Origin of the sequence: Kosakonia sp. SMBL-WEM22, assembly GCF_014490785.1 — a bacterium.
Lineage (GTDB): Bacteria > Pseudomonadota > Gammaproteobacteria > Enterobacterales > Enterobacteriaceae > Kosakonia.
Genome location: NZ_CP051488.1, coordinates 410,622 through 425,213, shown reverse-complemented (window position 1 = coordinate 425,213; position 14,592 = coordinate 410,622). Strand labels below are relative to the sequence as shown.

Sequence of the window (14,592 nt, the reverse complement as noted above, 5' to 3'; positions counted from 1 at the left end):
ACAGCCCTCACTGTGCGGAATCGGTCCGGTTTCACTCAATTAACAACTGATTTTCCGTGGATGAAAAAAAACGCCACCCAAAAGGATGGCGTTGCGGTGAACCAGACAGTAATCAGTCCGGGTAGAATTCGCTGCTGAGAATTGTATCTGTTGTCCAGATGCTGTCCTCAGGGAAGATATCGAGACCAATACCGGTTTCTTTAGAAGCATCGGCGCGGGCGTCAAACCAGACATCCGCAAGCCATTCAGGATCAGAAAGCGCATTTTTGAGGCTCGGCGTCTTGTTAAGACGACGCACAATCAAATCACGCTGTCCTTTAATGGTTAACTCCCAGCTTTTACCACGATGGGTTGGCTGAAACTTCCATTTAAGTAGGTGGGCCAGTAAGACAGCCATACGGCTGGCCAGCTCACGCTTTTCACTTTTGCCCACGTCTTCAATCTCCTCGGCGATGTTCTCAATATCAATCTGACTGAGCTTTCCGGCACGCAGTAAAGCTGCCTGTTCACTGGCCCAGGCAACTACGTCTGAATCGTAACGTGCGCCCATACAAGCCTCCGTTAGTCAAAAAGTGAAGAAACCGCCGGAACAGATATGCTCCGGAGATAGCATAAGATGCAACAAAAAAAGTTGCTTCCTGAAGTTTGTCAGAGACAGTCATTACAGTCAAAGCTCCGTTAATTCAGAGTGCATGGATTGCCGATTTTGGTACACCATACCCGAAGCCAATGAACGGTATATCGTCATCGAAGTCCATCGGTGGCGCACCGGCACTGCTGCCTGAAGCCTGCCCGCTGTGAGTCGGTACTGAAGGTTGCTGTGGCTGCCCCCAGTCATGCCGGGAAGACGTATTCTGTCCGCTGCCGGACTGCCGGCCGCCAAGCATCTGCATGGTGCCACCAATGTTAACCACCACCTCTGTGGTGTATTTCTCCTGGCCGGACTGATCGGTCCATTTGCGTGTGCGCAGCTGGCCCTCGATGTAAACCTGGGAGCCTTTGCGCAGATATTCACCCGCAATTTCTGCCAGCTTGCCGAAAATAACCACCCGGTGCCATTCGGTCATTTCTTTCTGTTCACCGGACTGCTTGTCGCGCCAGCTCTCAGACGTGGCCAGAGAAAGGGTGGCAACTGCACTGCCATTGGGAATATAACGCACTTCAGGATCCTGGCCGAGATTACCGACAAGAATCACCTTGTTAACGCCGCGTGAGGACATAATCATTTCTCCTGTTAAGAATAAAGAAACACCCCGCGAACGGGGTGTGTCAGGTGCGCATCAGAATGAGTTTTCTGCGTAGTTTTGTTGTGCGGCAGAGCCATTCTGCGGCGGCACGGAGTCAGATTTTTCAGTCTTGTAGACCATGTCCTGGCCTATTTTGATCCAGTCCACCTTTATCAGGCGGGCTTTCAGACTGACACGCTGTTCGCCGGCATGCTCGCCCTTGTTCAGCGTAAATATGTCCGTGGACGGATTACTCAGGTTAAAGCCCAGCAGGACTTTTTTGTCTTCATCGACGGCTTTCTGGCAGCGGGCGATAAGGCTGGTAGCCTCTTTACCTGCGACAGAAATGTCAAAACGGACGTAGGCCGGATTATCAGTCGGACCACTCAGTGCATTGATTACGCAGCTGAGGAACGAGCCATTCTGATGGTTAACCTGGCGGATGTTGCTGAGATACCCGATGCCTTTGATAGTCAGGTTGAAGTACTCAGATTTTGCAGATGCAGAAGTATTGTTTGCAGACATGATGTTTTCTCCATGGAGGTAAAAAAAGGTACGACGGAGAAACCATCTGCCCTGACGGGAGTGGTTTCCCGTCGGGGGTCAGGATCAGCTGAATCCTGAGAGTCTGATATGTTGAAAGGACCTCAGTCACTGTGCAGTGACATTCGTTTCCAGAGGTTAAACGAATTTACCACCCGCAGGTATCCTCTCTCAGGCTGCGAGGATTTTCCGGTCACCCGAAGGTGTTTCTCTCAGACCGGTGAAACGTCAGATGGCAGTCACCCGAAGGCGTTTCTCTCAGACTGCTGAAACTTTGGCTGGCTGTAAAAAAACAGCGGTAAGCACTGTTGATTTTTAAACCAAACAAGCCGTGTGTCAACCGGTATATAAGACAACCAAATGAAAACGGCGTTGCATAAGCAACGCCGTGAGGGCTGTACCAGACCTTTAGTATCTCACTACTCCGGGGATCCGTTCCCGACGCGATTTTCACGGAGCGCATGCGTCTTACAGTTCCTGCCAGATGTGCGATGGCAAACTGTCGTGCCGGTTGCCAGATCAATCCCGTTAAAGTTAATCTGGCTGCCTCCGGCAAGGGAGTACATATCGAAGCGTAGTCACATTAGCAGAACCCGGCCCGGTGTTGTACAGTGAAATAACTCTTCACGGAGTTGATGATTCGGTTTTTGTCCCTGTTGCTGCTTTTTTACGCTTTGTGGTCTTTTTCCCGTTGGTGTTAATAATACCCTTGCAGTCCGGGTAACGCGCACAACTCCAGAAATCCCCTTTTTTACCCTTACGTTTACGCGTGGGCCCCTTGCACAGCGGGCAGGGAGGTGTGACGGGAGCAGTGATTTTCACACTGTCCTGGTGGCCTTTTTCGACAAGATGACGTGTCCACTGCAGTTGCTTTTGCATGAAGACTGCAAGCGACATTTTCCCCTGAGAAATATCATCCAGTGCCTGCTCCCACAGGGCTGTCATACCCGGACTCGTCAGCGTATCCGGCAGCGCCGCAATCAGTTCACGGGCCATCTGCGTTGAGTGGATGTGCTTCCCTTTTTTCTCCAGATAGTGGCGTTTGAAGAGCGTTTCCAGCACGCCCGCACGCGTCGCCTCAGTGCCCAGACCGGCGTTATCACGCAGCACTTTCTTCAGCTTCGGGTCACTGACGAAAATGGCCGCGTTCTTCATGGCCGCAATCAGCGTCCCCTCCGTGAACGGTTTGGGCGGACTGGTTTTCATATCCTTAACCTCAGCACCGGTGACCGCGCAGATATCCCCTTTTGCCAGCGCCGGCAGCGCCATACTGTCCCCGTCGGCTTCCTCTTCATCGTCATCTTTTTCAGCCTGGAACAATGACTTCCAGCCTGTCACCACACCGACTTTCCCGCGTGTACGGAACAGCTGGCCACCGATATTGAAAGACGCCTCCGTTACGTCAGATTCCTGCAGCGGAAGGAACTGGGCGAAATAATGCTGGCGAATCAGCTGGTAGACCTTCAGCTCATCGGCGCTGAGGCGCGACAAATCAAATGCCTGCCGGGTGGGAATGATGGCATGGTGCGCGGTGATTTTCTTGTCATTCCAGACACGCGAGACAAACTGCCTGTCCAGCTGATTCAGTACCGGGGCCACAGCCGGATCGGATTTCGCCACTGCTGCCAGCACGTCGGGTATTTCCTGCTGCATGGAGGTTGGCAGAAAACCGCAGTCTGTCCGGGGGTAGGTGGTCGCTTTGTGGGTTTCATAAAGGGACTGGGCAATGGCGAGCACATCATTTGCGCCCATGCCGAATTTTCGGGAACAGACCTGCTGAAGGGTGCCGAGGTCAAAACAGAGGGGGGCCGCCGTTTTCTCCCGCTTCTGTGTCACTTCCAGTACCGCAGCCCTGCCCTGCTGATGACACAGCTGCCCCACCGCCCGGGCAGCCTGGGGATTGATGCAACGCTTTTCCTCATCACAGTACTGCTCAACGGGCACCCAGCCTGCCCGGAACCGGACGCCCTCTTTTTCAATAAGCGCATGTACCTGCCACCAGGGCTTTGGCACGAAGGACGTGATTTCATTATCCCGGTTAACCACCATGGCAAGCGTCGGCGTCTGTACCCGCCCGACGGACAGCACTTCTGACACCCCTGAGTCACGGGCCTTGAGGGTATAGAGGCGGGTCAGGTTCATGCCGATGAGCCAGTCAGCCTGGCTCCGGCCCTTGCCGGCATCATACAGCAGGGCTGTTTTTTCTCCCGGAAGAATACTGCTCAGTGCTTCCTTCACACTGGCCTCATCCAGAGCTGATAACCAGAGCCGTCGCACCGCGCCACTGTAGCGGCAGTATTCCAGCAGCTCACGCGCGATAACTTCTCCCTCACGGTCGGCATCGGTGGCGATGACCACCTCAGATGCCTTTTTAAGGAGCTTACTGATAACGGTGAACTGCGATTTTGTCTGCTCCTTGACGACCATTTTCCAGGCTTCAGGCAGTACAGGCAGAACATCGGCACGCCACGGCCTGCCATACTGCTCACCATAAGCTTCAGGGCTGGCCGTTTCGAGCAGGTGGCCAATAGCCCAGGTCACCACGGTATCACCGCCGCTGATAAAGCCCTGCTCCCGCTTGCTGATGCCCAGCACGCGTGCAATATCTTTTGCCTGGGAGGGTTTTTCACACAGAAAGAGTTGCATATAGTGCCTCCCGCATCAGCGTTTTTCACCTGCCGCAACCGCGCGGACATCATTCATCAGCTTCGTGACGCCGGAACCGGCCAGACGCTGTGATGACGATGAGCGATAGACGACATACAGCCTGCTGCCGGACCCGTTTTTCTCGATTTCGATATCCAGGTGATCACGTCCGTTCCAGTCTGAACCCATTTTGTAGTAGCTGCCCGGCATGGCATCCCAGACCGGATGTGCATCATCTTCAGCCGCCGCTTTCCAGTCACCGTCATTTGAAGCCTGCCGCAGTGCCTCAAGCTCCTGCGTGGAGATAAATTTGTAATGCCGCTTCAGGCGGGCCGCTGCGGTATCCACATCGACCGGCACAGAGAACGTTTTATCGACGGACTGCATGGCCTGTTGCCCCGCCGGGCTCATCAGCGGCATGCTGCCACTCTCACCACTGCTGCTGCCACCCAGAGTCCTGGTCAGGTTTGCAGCTGTGTCACTGACCTGTTTATTAATCGCAGCCCAGTCCGTTGTTGCGCACCCGCTTAATAAAAAGAAGGCGGCAGGAAGAAACAATAAGCGGATCATATTATTTTTCCTCTGGCAGGGGTTTCCGTAAAGGAGGAGAAAAAGAAGAACGCTTCTTGCCGGAGAAGATTTCAGGATCGGGTGATCCCAGCTTTTCTTTGGCCTGAAGTGAGGCAGGCGTTTGGGCTACAATGTCAGAACGATTTACTTTGACGGTCCGGTACAGTCGCAAAACGCCATATACTTTACGAATGAGGTGAGCACCATGACTCAGTAGTTCATCACGCTGGGTGCGGGAAATAAGACCATAATGGGCAGCCTGAAATGCTTTGAGCGCCATCTGATCATAGCCGACGAGTACCCAGACACATCTGTAACCCAGCGGGGAGCGGCTGAACACGCCTATATTAAGAGGTGATGTGGAAACAATATCGGAAAATGATACCGCGGGGGGAACAGACTTCAATATGACTTCAAGCTCTTCAACCCGTTGCTGGATATGCTCGCCAGCTGCATTCAAAAGCATCTCAACTTTATACATCGCCTCATCTGCCCACGGATTATCTTCAATAGAGTCCTGATAGATGACGCCTGAGCGCTTGATCGCCTGTGGCATGCTCATAATGGCATGCCGTCCTTTCTTTTCCCCCGCCTTTGACTGGGATTGCTGGCGACCTTCCCAGAGACGGATAGCATAATTTGAGTGGATCTCGATTTTCAGGGAGGAGGTGAGTCCTCCCGCTTTATCGCTTCGCGTTTCATTTTCTGTAGTCATACAGCCATCTCCTGTTAGATCCCGGTCAGGTTCGACCCGAGGCACTGATACTCTTCAGGTAAGATGTTCCGGACAACAAGAAACCAGATCCGTAAAGAAGTGAATTCTTGATTGAGAGAGGTGAAAACATTGGTCAAAAGTAACCAAAACATGACTTTGGTGACCAGTTAGATACAGCCAACGGTAGCGATGTATATTTTTTACACAGTGCGGCTACTGGCGGTACTGTACAGTTTTTAGTCACTGCTGCCACTGGCAGCACTGTACGGTTTTTAGCCACTGCTGCCACTGGCAGCACTGTGCGTTTTTTAGTCACTGCTGCCACTGGCAGCACTGTGCGTTTTTTTGCCGCTTCTGCAACAGGTAGTTTTTTGTTACCGCTCAGCTTTTTAGCTTACTGCGAATATCCCTGACCAGATTACGGATATTTTCCTCTGATACCGGGCGGGCAGAGGTGCGTTGTTCTGGCTTCCACAGCTGCTGTTCAGGACGCCGGGCAGGTTTATGTCCTGCATGCTCAGGCAGATCATCAGCCTGACGGGGCGCATACAACCTGCCCTCACGGGCCTTTTTCATCACGGCCAGCAACCAGCCCACCGGATTACTGAGCCGCTGGCGTGCCATCACTTTATGCAGGCTGAGCAGCACCAGTTCCGCCTGCTCCTCGGGCAGTGCGTGCAACTGGGCGGTCAGCATGGCAAGATCTTCTGCCGGAATAAGTTCCTTCAGGCTGTCAGGCAGCACAGATTGGCCCGGTACGTACGTATTTTTATTCACACTGTGTGTGATACTACGTACGTAAGGGTTCGGTTTCCGAACCCGGTCATAACTACCTGATTTTACTGGCAGTACGGATTCCGAACTCAGTGGATTTCCATACGATTCAGTACTGAGTTCAGTTTCCGAACCCGGTTTTCCGGCGGCATTTTCTTGCCGGCTCTGACTGAGTCCGGATTCCGAACCCGGTGCAGGATGGGGTATCCGGCTGTGACGTTTAGCCATCTGGCTGGCTGTCTGTGGATGGCCAAGGCGCGATTCGATCAGCGCAAGATGGCTGCGGTAATGACGCATGGTGGGGTCATTTTTGATATCGTCAAGAACGTCACGGGCGGTCTGGCTGACGGTGCGGTTTTTACTCAGGCAGGCGTCTGCCACTGTGTCCAGAAAACGGGGATCGAGCGCTTCCGCATCGCTGAAGGACAGCGGCTCATCATGCTGGGCGTAAATATTCCCCCGCACCCGCCCTTTATCATCCCGCACGCGTTTGCAGAGACTGAGCCAGCCGGTTATTCGCAGCATCAGCAGGACGCGGCTGACCGTCTCCCTTGAAGCCTTTCCTTTTCCGGGCGAGGCAAGCTGAAGCTGGAGTTCGTCATAGCTCGGGAAAACCGCCCCTTCATTATTCTGTGCATACAGGCGGATCATCATCCAGCCCATCTTGTCCAGCGGGGACAGGCGCGTATCGAGCAACAGCCGGCGGGGAATGGCATCATGCACATTGCCGGTAAACAGCAGGCCATTACGTATCCGTCCCTCGTCCCGCCGGGGATTGGCCGCAAGACGGGCATTCATCTTGTCCAGCGTGTAAGCTATCAGGCTTTCTGCAGGCAGAGTCATTATTCTTCCTTTTCTGGCCACCCTCGCAGCCGTTCTGTTCTGTCAGTATGCTTAGTACTGCACCCGCGTACGGGTGCAGGGTAAACAGACTGGCATGCCGCTATTTCCGTATGGCGCTGTTATAGCGTTCGTGGCTGAGAAGAAGCCACGTCCGGCCTTCGTTGCGGCTCAGCAGCCGCCAGAACGGACCCAGATCGATTTTGTAGTAACCACACCCCTTTTCATCAAGCCGGGTGTAATTACGCGCCCCCTGACGGAAGCGGCGAACCTGGCGTAACGCCTTCTGACAGCACTGTGGCGGCGTACCGTGTGGGGCACGCAGACCCGGTGCAACCACCCTGTATTTCATGCCGTTTTCCTTACCGCCGCCCGGGCAGGAGGCGTCTGCATCTCCCGGGTACGGTGCCAGCCGCGAACGGCGTGCCAGACCGACGTCAGCGAGACGTTCATCTGTTCTGCAGCCAGCATCATCACGTCCAGCCCGTCAGCACTTTCCGCATCGTCAACACCTGACTTCTGCCACTGTCGCCAGAGCGCAGCATTATCATCATCACCGAGTGCATTACCGCGCCCCGGCCGGACATCGATACCGGCAATACGCCGGCGGGCCGCCACGTCCGTGCTCGACAGTCCGAAATAATGCGCCATCAGCTCAATGGAGCCGCCCAGCGCCAGCGCCCGGTCGATGCGCTGAAGGCGTTTCTGTTCCGTCCGGGCCTGCTGCAGCATGCGCACCAGATTGCCGTGATTGATGCCCACACTGATGATCGACACCTCACTGCCGGAAAGGTAGTGCAGTTCTTCAAGCGAGAGCCCCTGCAGCATCTGCATTTCTTCCCGGTTGAGCCCCAGTGATTCGCAGCGGCGCAGGTAGCCACTTCTGAGATCCATTACCAGCTGCATCAGAAGTCCGTTCGCAGCCTGAGATAAACTGTTCATCATTCCCCCTTAATCCTCACGGTAACCGATGGCTGCCGGACTCCGGCCGCTGACACCCTGATGAAGACGGGCATTCTGCCCGGCCTCGTACCCCTGATAACGTGCTGTATCTGCCCCGCGACACGCTTTCAGTTCACGGGTTATGACTGTTTTCATACTGCGGCTTTCCAGCCAGTGGCTCATCACCTGCTGCTCTTCGCGGCTGAGGTCAGTCGCCGATATCACCTCACGCACCCCGCATACCCAGCCGTCGCGAAACTGTTCCGCTCTCGCCCGGCGCGTGGCCAGCTTAAGACGCCTGTTCTGGGTTCGGAGATAAGACGTTGTGGCATCCTTGAGCTGGCGCGTCAGCACATCAAAGGCATACGCCGCTATCTCCGGTTTTTCACTGAACCCGTAAAAGGTCACGGCGCGGCGAGACCCGGCAGATGTCTGACGCCATGAGTAATACGCGCGGCAGCCAAAGGCATGACAGACACCCCACACCATGCTCACCATCCATTCCGGGATTTTTTCAGCCTCTGACGGGGCCGTGCAGGAAGAGACTTCCCGGACGGATGACAGGCCGGCATCAAGTTCGGTGATGCCATACCGTGACATCAGCTTTTGTGCCCGCTGTAGTGCCAGCCCGGCCTCATGGGGATTGCTGTTGCTGCGGCCCAGCTCCAGCAGCTTTCTGACCAGGTTCAGCAGCCGCAGCTGTCGCTGTGGGTTATTCATCAGTCTTCTCCTCTTCAGGCGTCACGCCGCGCTGCAGCTCCCGCAGACGGCGCATCACACGCATCAGGCGCAGCAACTTCATGGCATCATCATCGCTGAGCGCGGGGGTTTCACGCTCCCCCGGCCCGCCGGTGAAAAGCACCGCCAGGTCACAGACACCGGCTGCCGGATGCACTGCAGGCGCATCGCCGGTCAGGCCCAGCAGGAATGCGGCCGCCTCAGAACACACCTCACCTGCCGCGCCGTAACCGGCGGATATATCGCTGTCGCGTTGCGGCAAAATTTCATCTTCACAACCCAGGACTTCCCCCAGCTCCCATGCCAGACGAAAAGCGGTATTCTGCAGGTGTTCGATATCGTCCTGATGGGCCGGCACATGCCAGAGGCTGTCATTAATGAGCGGCGCATCATCCCGGGTGACCACTTCAGGCTCAGGTGTCAGCAGGGAAAGCAGGCCGTCTTCACTGTTGTCCTCTTCTCCATGTCCTTCAGAGAAAGTAACCAGCCCGCTGACCTCCCCGCCCTCACCTGAAATGACCGGCGCGGCACCGTACATATCCGGCTGAACCTCATGCCGGGGGGTGTCATTAACTGGTGTTTCAGAAGGCGATGACGCATTGCCCGGAACGGGCGTTGCAGCCGGGACCTCAGGACGTGAAGCGGTAACAGGCAGCGGTACGCCGTCATCCTCATCTGACACGGTGGCAGGCAGGGCGGGTTCAGGCTTGTCTGCGGCGGGCAGGGCAACCGGCTCCGGGTCACCAAAGTGATGCCGGCGGTTGCGTTCTTTGGGGTCAAGCTCCATCATCCAGCGGTCATAGTCCAGTTCCGGATGGGGTAACGCCTGCAGTAAATCACCAATAAATTCATCGCGAAACATCTCCTGAGACCACAGTTCCGGCGAGTTGAAGCGGGCACAACACTGACCAAAAACGTCGCTGAAGGATTTTTCGCCTGTGTCTGAAAGCAGGCAAAACGCATCCCACACGCGTTCCGCATCATGCCGTAGCGCCAGCAGGGCCGCCACCTGCGGCCTGCCGAGCCCGGACTCCAGCAGGTCAGGGATCCACGGATAAAGGTATTTCAGCGCGTCTTCCATGCGGCTGATGGTTGAATTATGAACCGGCAGGCCTTCCCGGGTCAGCAGCTCGGACAACTGGCGCAATGAAACCGTTTTTCCCAGCTGCTCTTCATAGATAGCGCGGGCGCTGTGGATACCCTTCGCCTTTTCAATAAAGCTCAGGTCCCCGCGCACCTCATTCTCTGCCAGATGGCCGATAACGCACTGCAGCCGTCCCGGCCACGGTTTGAACAGCACGTGGACGCGGAAAAACCGGTCTTCGCCGGTCTCCTGCCACAGCTCGGACAGGATCTGATAGCGGGTATTCCCGCCGTCGCTGAAAATGTAGATATCGGGTTCACCATCCGGATCCCGGGTCACCTTGGGCACGGTGTCCAGCCCGCGCGAGCGGATGGACGCCTTGATATCGTCATAGCGCGGGTTGCGTGACGTCCGCGGATTATCAGGGTTGGGGCTTAACTGGTCGAGCGTCAGCACCATGGGCATTTCAGCTGCCGGCATGACGCTGATATTGCCGGCTGCCTGCGACTGGCGTCCGGGCTGCAGCATGGCCGCCCCCACATCAGAACGTTTACGGCTCATGCCTCTTTCCTCCCGCTGTGATAACCGAAGTCATAGCTGCCTTCCTGAAAGGCCGAAAACAGCGTATAACGCCCGTCAAACTTAATTTTCACCGTGCCGGTTGGCCCCTGGCGCTGTTTACCGACAATGATTTCAGCCACCCCGGTATCAGGGGTCGTGGGGTTGTAAACCTCATCCCGGTAAATAAACATGATGAGGTCCGCATCCTGCTCCAGCGCCCCGGAGTCACGCAGGTCACCATTGTTGGGGCGTTTATCGGGCCGCTGCTCCACCTGGCGGTTAAGCTGGGAAAGCGCCAGTACCGGGCAGCCCAGCTCCTTGCCAAGCGCCTTGAGCGAGCGGGAAATTTCTGAGATTTCCTGGGTCCGGTTCTCCTGCTCAGGTGAACGGACAAGCTGCAGATAATCCAGCATGATGAGAGAGGGACGGCCGTATTTGCGGACATAACGCCGGGCGCGGGCGCGCAGTGTGGCCGGGGTCTGGTAACTGGTGTCATCGATAATGAGGCGGTTTTGCCATTCAATAATGCGACCGGTGGCCTCAGACACACGGGCCCAGTCTTCATCATCCATATTGCCGCTGCGAAGCCGGCTCAGCTCCACCCGGCCTTCCATCGCCAGCAGGCGCATCATCAGCTGCTCTGCGGGCATTTCAAGGCTGAACACAAAGACGAAATCGTCAGGTTTTCCTCTTACGGCCGCGGTGCAGGACGCCATCGCCAGGGAGGTTTTACCCATTGACGGGCGTGCAGCCAGAAGCGCCAGGTCACCGGGCTGCAGACCACAGGTCATCGCATCCAGCTCACTGAATCCGGTCGGTGTCCCGGTGAGGCCGTCGCTGGCGGTCATGCTTTCCAGCTGCGTCAGCAGCTTACCCAGCGCCTCGTTAACACCGGTCTCACTGTTGAGCTGCATGGCGCCCTGTTCAGCAATGTTGAACAGCTTACCTTCGGCCGACTCCAGGATACCCGCCGAGTTGGCTTTCGGGGCCTGCACATCGGAAAGAAGGCTGTTACCTACTGTCATGAGCTGCCGCAAGCGGCTTTTCTCCGCCACCACCCCGGCGTAAGCCAGGATATTGGCGGCAGACGGCGTGTTTTTACTCATTTCAGCCAGATAGGCGAAACCACCGCAATGAACCAGGTCACCCCGGGTTTCCAGGCGCTCAGTGATGGTAATGAGATCGAGCGGCAGCCCCTCGCCGGCGAGTTCAGCCATTACCCGGAAGACCATGCGGTGCGGCCGGGAAAACAAATCTTCCGGGGAGATTTGCAGTATCACCTCATCCCACCGGTCGTTATCAAGCATCAGTCCGCCGAGCACGGCCTGCTCTGCCTCATAAGAGCAGGGCATCATCATCTCAGACATGGCGCACCTCCCGGGTCAGAACGTCACTGAAATGGCTCTGCCACTCCGGGAAAAGTTCACAGGCGAGGTCATGCATGGTGACGGCTGCGGCCGTGCCTTTGCGCCGCGTTTTGTATTCCAGACGATGCACGGGCTGCTGCTTGACGTGCCCGAGCTTGAAAATATCCAGCGCCTCGATACGGGTGTCGAGCAGGCGATAAACGTCCCGGTTGCCCAGCGCAGTGGCATCGTAATGTTTTCCATTGATGATGGCGGCAAGGCCGTCCATCGCTTCACGGTCCAGCAGGGTGTTTTCGATGCAGTTGACGAGAATGGAAATATCCGGGAGGCGGATACCGTAATTTTCATACGTTTTCAGGCGGGTAAGCATATGGAGGGAACCGCGGATAAATTCGCGGACGTCCGGCAGAATGGGTTTTACCACCCCCATCACGTTCCCGGACGATGACAGGAGAGACAGTTCGGTCATGACGCCTGTTGCGCCTTTTGAATCCACAATAATGGCGTCGTAACGGCTAAAGAAAGGATGCTGAAGTATATTACGCAGTCTCAGACGACCATCAGCAGCATGGAGCATCGCCGTCGGCAACAGCTCGTCCGGGTCATTGGAGTAGATGACATCAAGATTTTTTATGGCGGTCTGTGAAATGCACTGTGTGTGGTCACTGACCATCTGCATCAGCAGCTCATACAGGCCGAAAGGCGCTTCATGCTCCAGCGCAAAGATACTGCTGGCTGTGGGCTGGGAGTAGTCCGCATCGACAAGTAAGGTGTTCAGGCCGGCATCAGCAATAAAGCCAGCAAGGTAAGCAGCAAACGTGGATTTGCCTTCTCCACCTTTGGGAGAGATAACGGGAAGTATTTTCATTTTGCACATCCAAATCAAGGTGTTGGATGTATGCCCAAATGAATAACCACATCTTTATAACAAAGAGGCTAAATCTTTAACATTTCGGCAATGGGATTGAAAATCCCCGTGTCCTTGGTTCGATTCCGAGTCCGGGCACCACTTTTCTTTTTTTATGCTTCCTTATGAATCTCTATATTGTTGTGATTCAGTAAGTTAGGGTAAAAACTCTTTCGGATACGTTTTGATTTATCCCCCGGTATCCGGAAAAAATGGGGTCAGATTGCGGGTCATTCAGTTCGACGAACGGAGTGGCCCTTATGTTAACTGATTCCCGCATCCGCTCAGCGAAACCTCGCGAAAAATCCTATAAAATTTCTGATGCACTTGGCCTGTACCTGCTGGTTTCATCCAGCGGCGCTAAGTTATGGTATTTACGCTATCGCTTAAAGGGCAAAGAAAACCGTCTGGCCTTTGGCCCCTGGCCTCAGACCTCACTGGCAGAAGCCCGTGAAAAACGCGATGCTGCACGCAAGCTGCTCTCTTCAGGCGCATCCCTTTCCCTCCCGCGAAAATGAGAAAAACGCACTGCGCACCTTTAAGCATATCGCTACTGCATGGCACACCAGCAGCCTGAAACTCTGGTCGGAGAGTCATGCAGATAAAATTCTCTCCTGCCTGAATCGCTATATCTTTTCTGATGATATCGCCCCAATGGATGTTGCGAAGATAGAAACCCGGCATCTGGCGCAGCTTGTGCAGTCTATTGATAGCAAGGGTGTTCATGATGGTGCCGGGCGCGTGCGTCAGTATCTGACGAAAATCATGCGCTACGCGGTGCAGCAAGGCTTTATCAAATATAATCCCGGCCACGCCCAGGTTTGATTTGATATTTATCTTCGACTTCAATTTGACTTAAAGGTTTTTTGTTAGCACGCTCTAAATACACGCGGCCATTATCATGAGCCTTAATTACGCCACTTTCAGAAATCGCATTTGAACCTTTACGATTAGTATAATGCCGCACACGAGTTGTTCCGCTACAAGTATTTTTATTTAATCCAAGTGGATCAATATAATTTAGCGGATTAGGAGCATATTGATATAAATTTATCCCGCCCCTTAACCCTATCGGATCCTGGACGGTGAAGCGCCCGGTCTGCGGGCCGTAGCAGCGGAACAGATTGTAATGCAGCAAGATTTCAAAAGGAGTTCTCTTTTGCCCTTTTATATTGACCGTACAACAACGCTGCGCCTATCACTTCTTTACTTAATGAGTAATTTTAATGAGGACCCCTTTAGCTACCTTGATATAGAACCCATCATTGAAATTCTTTTTTACTTATTTTTTCATAAAGATGACAAGCTATTTTTTGTCAATTTAACAATTAAGAGTTTCCAATCGTTGCGCCATTTTTCTTCCATGCCAACGTTATAGTTCTTTATAGTATACAAATCGTCATCATCACTATTTGATAAAAAGCATTGATCCACTCCCCTCACAACCCATGTCAATAGATCCTTAACTTCATTATCCCTACTATTTTCCTTGAGAAAATCACCAGCGCCATTTATTAATGCCACCATTAGATTTTCATTAAACATTCTATCTTCAAATAATTGATAGCAGAAAGTACCCTCAATTAAGTCATCTTTATTTTTAAGAAGCTCAATCTTTAATTTTTCATTCATATTAACACCCAGGCCCTTTTCGTTTTGCCGCTTTGAGGGATTTCCTT

15 protein-coding genes and 1 pseudogene are annotated in these 14,592 nt (G+C 54.2%); 1 reads left to right on the top strand and 15 read right to left on the bottom strand.

Going from position 1 to position 14,592, the window contains the following annotated elements; genetic code table 11:
• Positions 1 to 112: 112 nt before the first annotated feature.
• From HF650_RS02105 to HF650_RS02045, 13 genes are all read right to left on the bottom strand, one after another.
• A complete protein-coding gene (locus HF650_RS02105; protein ID WP_187800979.1) occupies positions 113 to 550 on the bottom strand; it encodes a DUF29 domain-containing protein in 438 nt (145 codons plus the stop codon).
• A 133-nt stretch (positions 551 to 683) separates the two neighbouring features.
• Positions 684 to 1,220, bottom strand: a complete 537-nt coding sequence (locus HF650_RS02100) for a single-stranded DNA-binding protein (RefSeq protein WP_187802585.1) — start codon at positions 1,218 to 1,220, stop codon at positions 684 to 686.
• Positions 1,221 to 1,280: 60 nt separating this feature from the next.
• Positions 1,281 to 1,751, bottom strand: coding sequence for an STY4534 family ICE replication protein (locus HF650_RS02095; RefSeq protein ID WP_016807974.1), 471 nt, complete (start codon positions 1,749 to 1,751; stop codon positions 1,281 to 1,283).
• A 642-nt stretch (positions 1,752 to 2,393) separates the two neighbouring features.
• Positions 2,394 to 4,415: a DNA topoisomerase III gene (locus tag HF650_RS02090; protein WP_187800978.1), complete on the bottom strand. Its 2,022-nt coding sequence runs from the start codon at positions 4,413 to 4,415 to the stop codon at positions 2,394 to 2,396.
• Between the two features lie 15 nt (positions 4,416 to 4,430).
• Positions 4,431 to 4,985 (bottom strand): hypothetical protein, encoded by a 555-nt coding sequence (locus HF650_RS02085; protein ID WP_187800977.1) that lies wholly within the window; start codon positions 4,983 to 4,985, stop codon positions 4,431 to 4,433.
• Between the two features lies 1 nt (position 4,986).
• Positions 4,987 to 5,700 carry a PFL_4669 family integrating conjugative element protein gene (locus tag HF650_RS02080; protein ID WP_187800976.1) on the bottom strand — a complete coding sequence of 238 codons (714 nt, stop codon included), beginning with the start codon at positions 5,698 to 5,700 and terminating at the stop codon, positions 4,987 to 4,989.
• Between the two features lie 381 nt (positions 5,701 to 6,081).
• On the bottom strand, positions 6,082 to 7,317 hold the full coding sequence (locus tag HF650_RS02075; RefSeq protein ID WP_187800975.1) for an STY4528 family pathogenicity island replication protein: 1,236 nt from the start codon (positions 7,315 to 7,317) through the stop codon (positions 6,082 to 6,084).
• Between the two features lie 100 nt (positions 7,318 to 7,417).
• Entirely contained in the window at positions 7,418 to 7,666 is a 249-nt protein-coding gene (locus HF650_RS02070; RefSeq protein WP_102891651.1) for a hypothetical protein, read from the bottom strand.
• Positions 7,663 to 8,259: a DUF2857 domain-containing protein gene (locus tag HF650_RS02065; protein ID WP_147199769.1), complete on the bottom strand. Its 597-nt coding sequence runs from the start codon at positions 8,257 to 8,259 to the stop codon at positions 7,663 to 7,665. Before HF650_RS02065 ends, HF650_RS02070 begins: the two co-directional genes overlap by 4 nt.
• Before the next feature lie 6 nt (positions 8,260 to 8,265).
• Positions 8,266 to 8,976 carry a DUF2786 domain-containing protein gene (locus HF650_RS02060; protein WP_187800974.1) on the bottom strand — a complete coding sequence of 237 codons (711 nt, stop codon included), beginning with the start codon at positions 8,974 to 8,976 and terminating at the stop codon, positions 8,266 to 8,268.
• The gene (locus HF650_RS02055) at positions 8,969 to 10,639 is read right to left on the bottom strand and encodes a ParB family protein (RefSeq protein WP_187800973.1); all 1,671 of its coding nucleotides are present in this window, start codon (positions 10,637 to 10,639) and stop codon (positions 8,969 to 8,971) included. Before HF650_RS02055 ends, HF650_RS02060 begins: the two co-directional genes overlap by 8 nt.
• The gene (gene dnaB-PI / locus HF650_RS02050) at positions 10,636 to 12,006 is read right to left on the bottom strand and encodes an SPI-7-type island replicative DNA helicase (RefSeq protein WP_187800972.1); all 1,371 of its coding nucleotides are present in this window, start codon (positions 12,004 to 12,006) and stop codon (positions 10,636 to 10,638) included. The genes HF650_RS02055 and dnaB-PI overlap by 4 nt, the downstream gene beginning before the upstream one ends.
• Positions 11,999 to 12,874, bottom strand: a complete 876-nt coding sequence (locus tag HF650_RS02045; protein WP_187800971.1) for a ParA family protein — start codon at positions 12,872 to 12,874, stop codon at positions 11,999 to 12,001. The genes dnaB-PI and HF650_RS02045 overlap by 8 nt, the downstream gene beginning before the upstream one ends.
• A gap of 299 nt (positions 12,875 to 13,173) precedes the next feature.
• On the opposite strand from HF650_RS02045, the pseudogene HF650_RS02040 reads away from it, so the two are divergent.
• Positions 13,174 to 13,720: pseudogene (locus HF650_RS02040) on the top strand (Arm DNA-binding domain-containing protein); the annotation flags it as partial.
• Here HF650_RS02040 and HF650_RS02035 read toward each other — a convergent pair.
• Positions 13,707 to 14,051, bottom strand: coding sequence for an RHS repeat-associated core domain-containing protein (locus tag HF650_RS02035; RefSeq protein ID WP_249118859.1), 345 nt, complete (start codon positions 14,049 to 14,051; stop codon positions 13,707 to 13,709). The pseudogene HF650_RS02040 and the gene HF650_RS02035 overlap by 14 nt on opposite strands.
• 152 nt (positions 14,052 to 14,203) lie before the next feature.
• Complete coding sequence (locus HF650_RS02030) at positions 14,204 to 14,545, bottom strand: hypothetical protein (RefSeq protein WP_187800970.1); 342 nt, start codon at positions 14,543 to 14,545, stop codon at positions 14,204 to 14,206.
• Between the last annotated feature and the right edge of the window lie 47 nt (positions 14,546 to 14,592).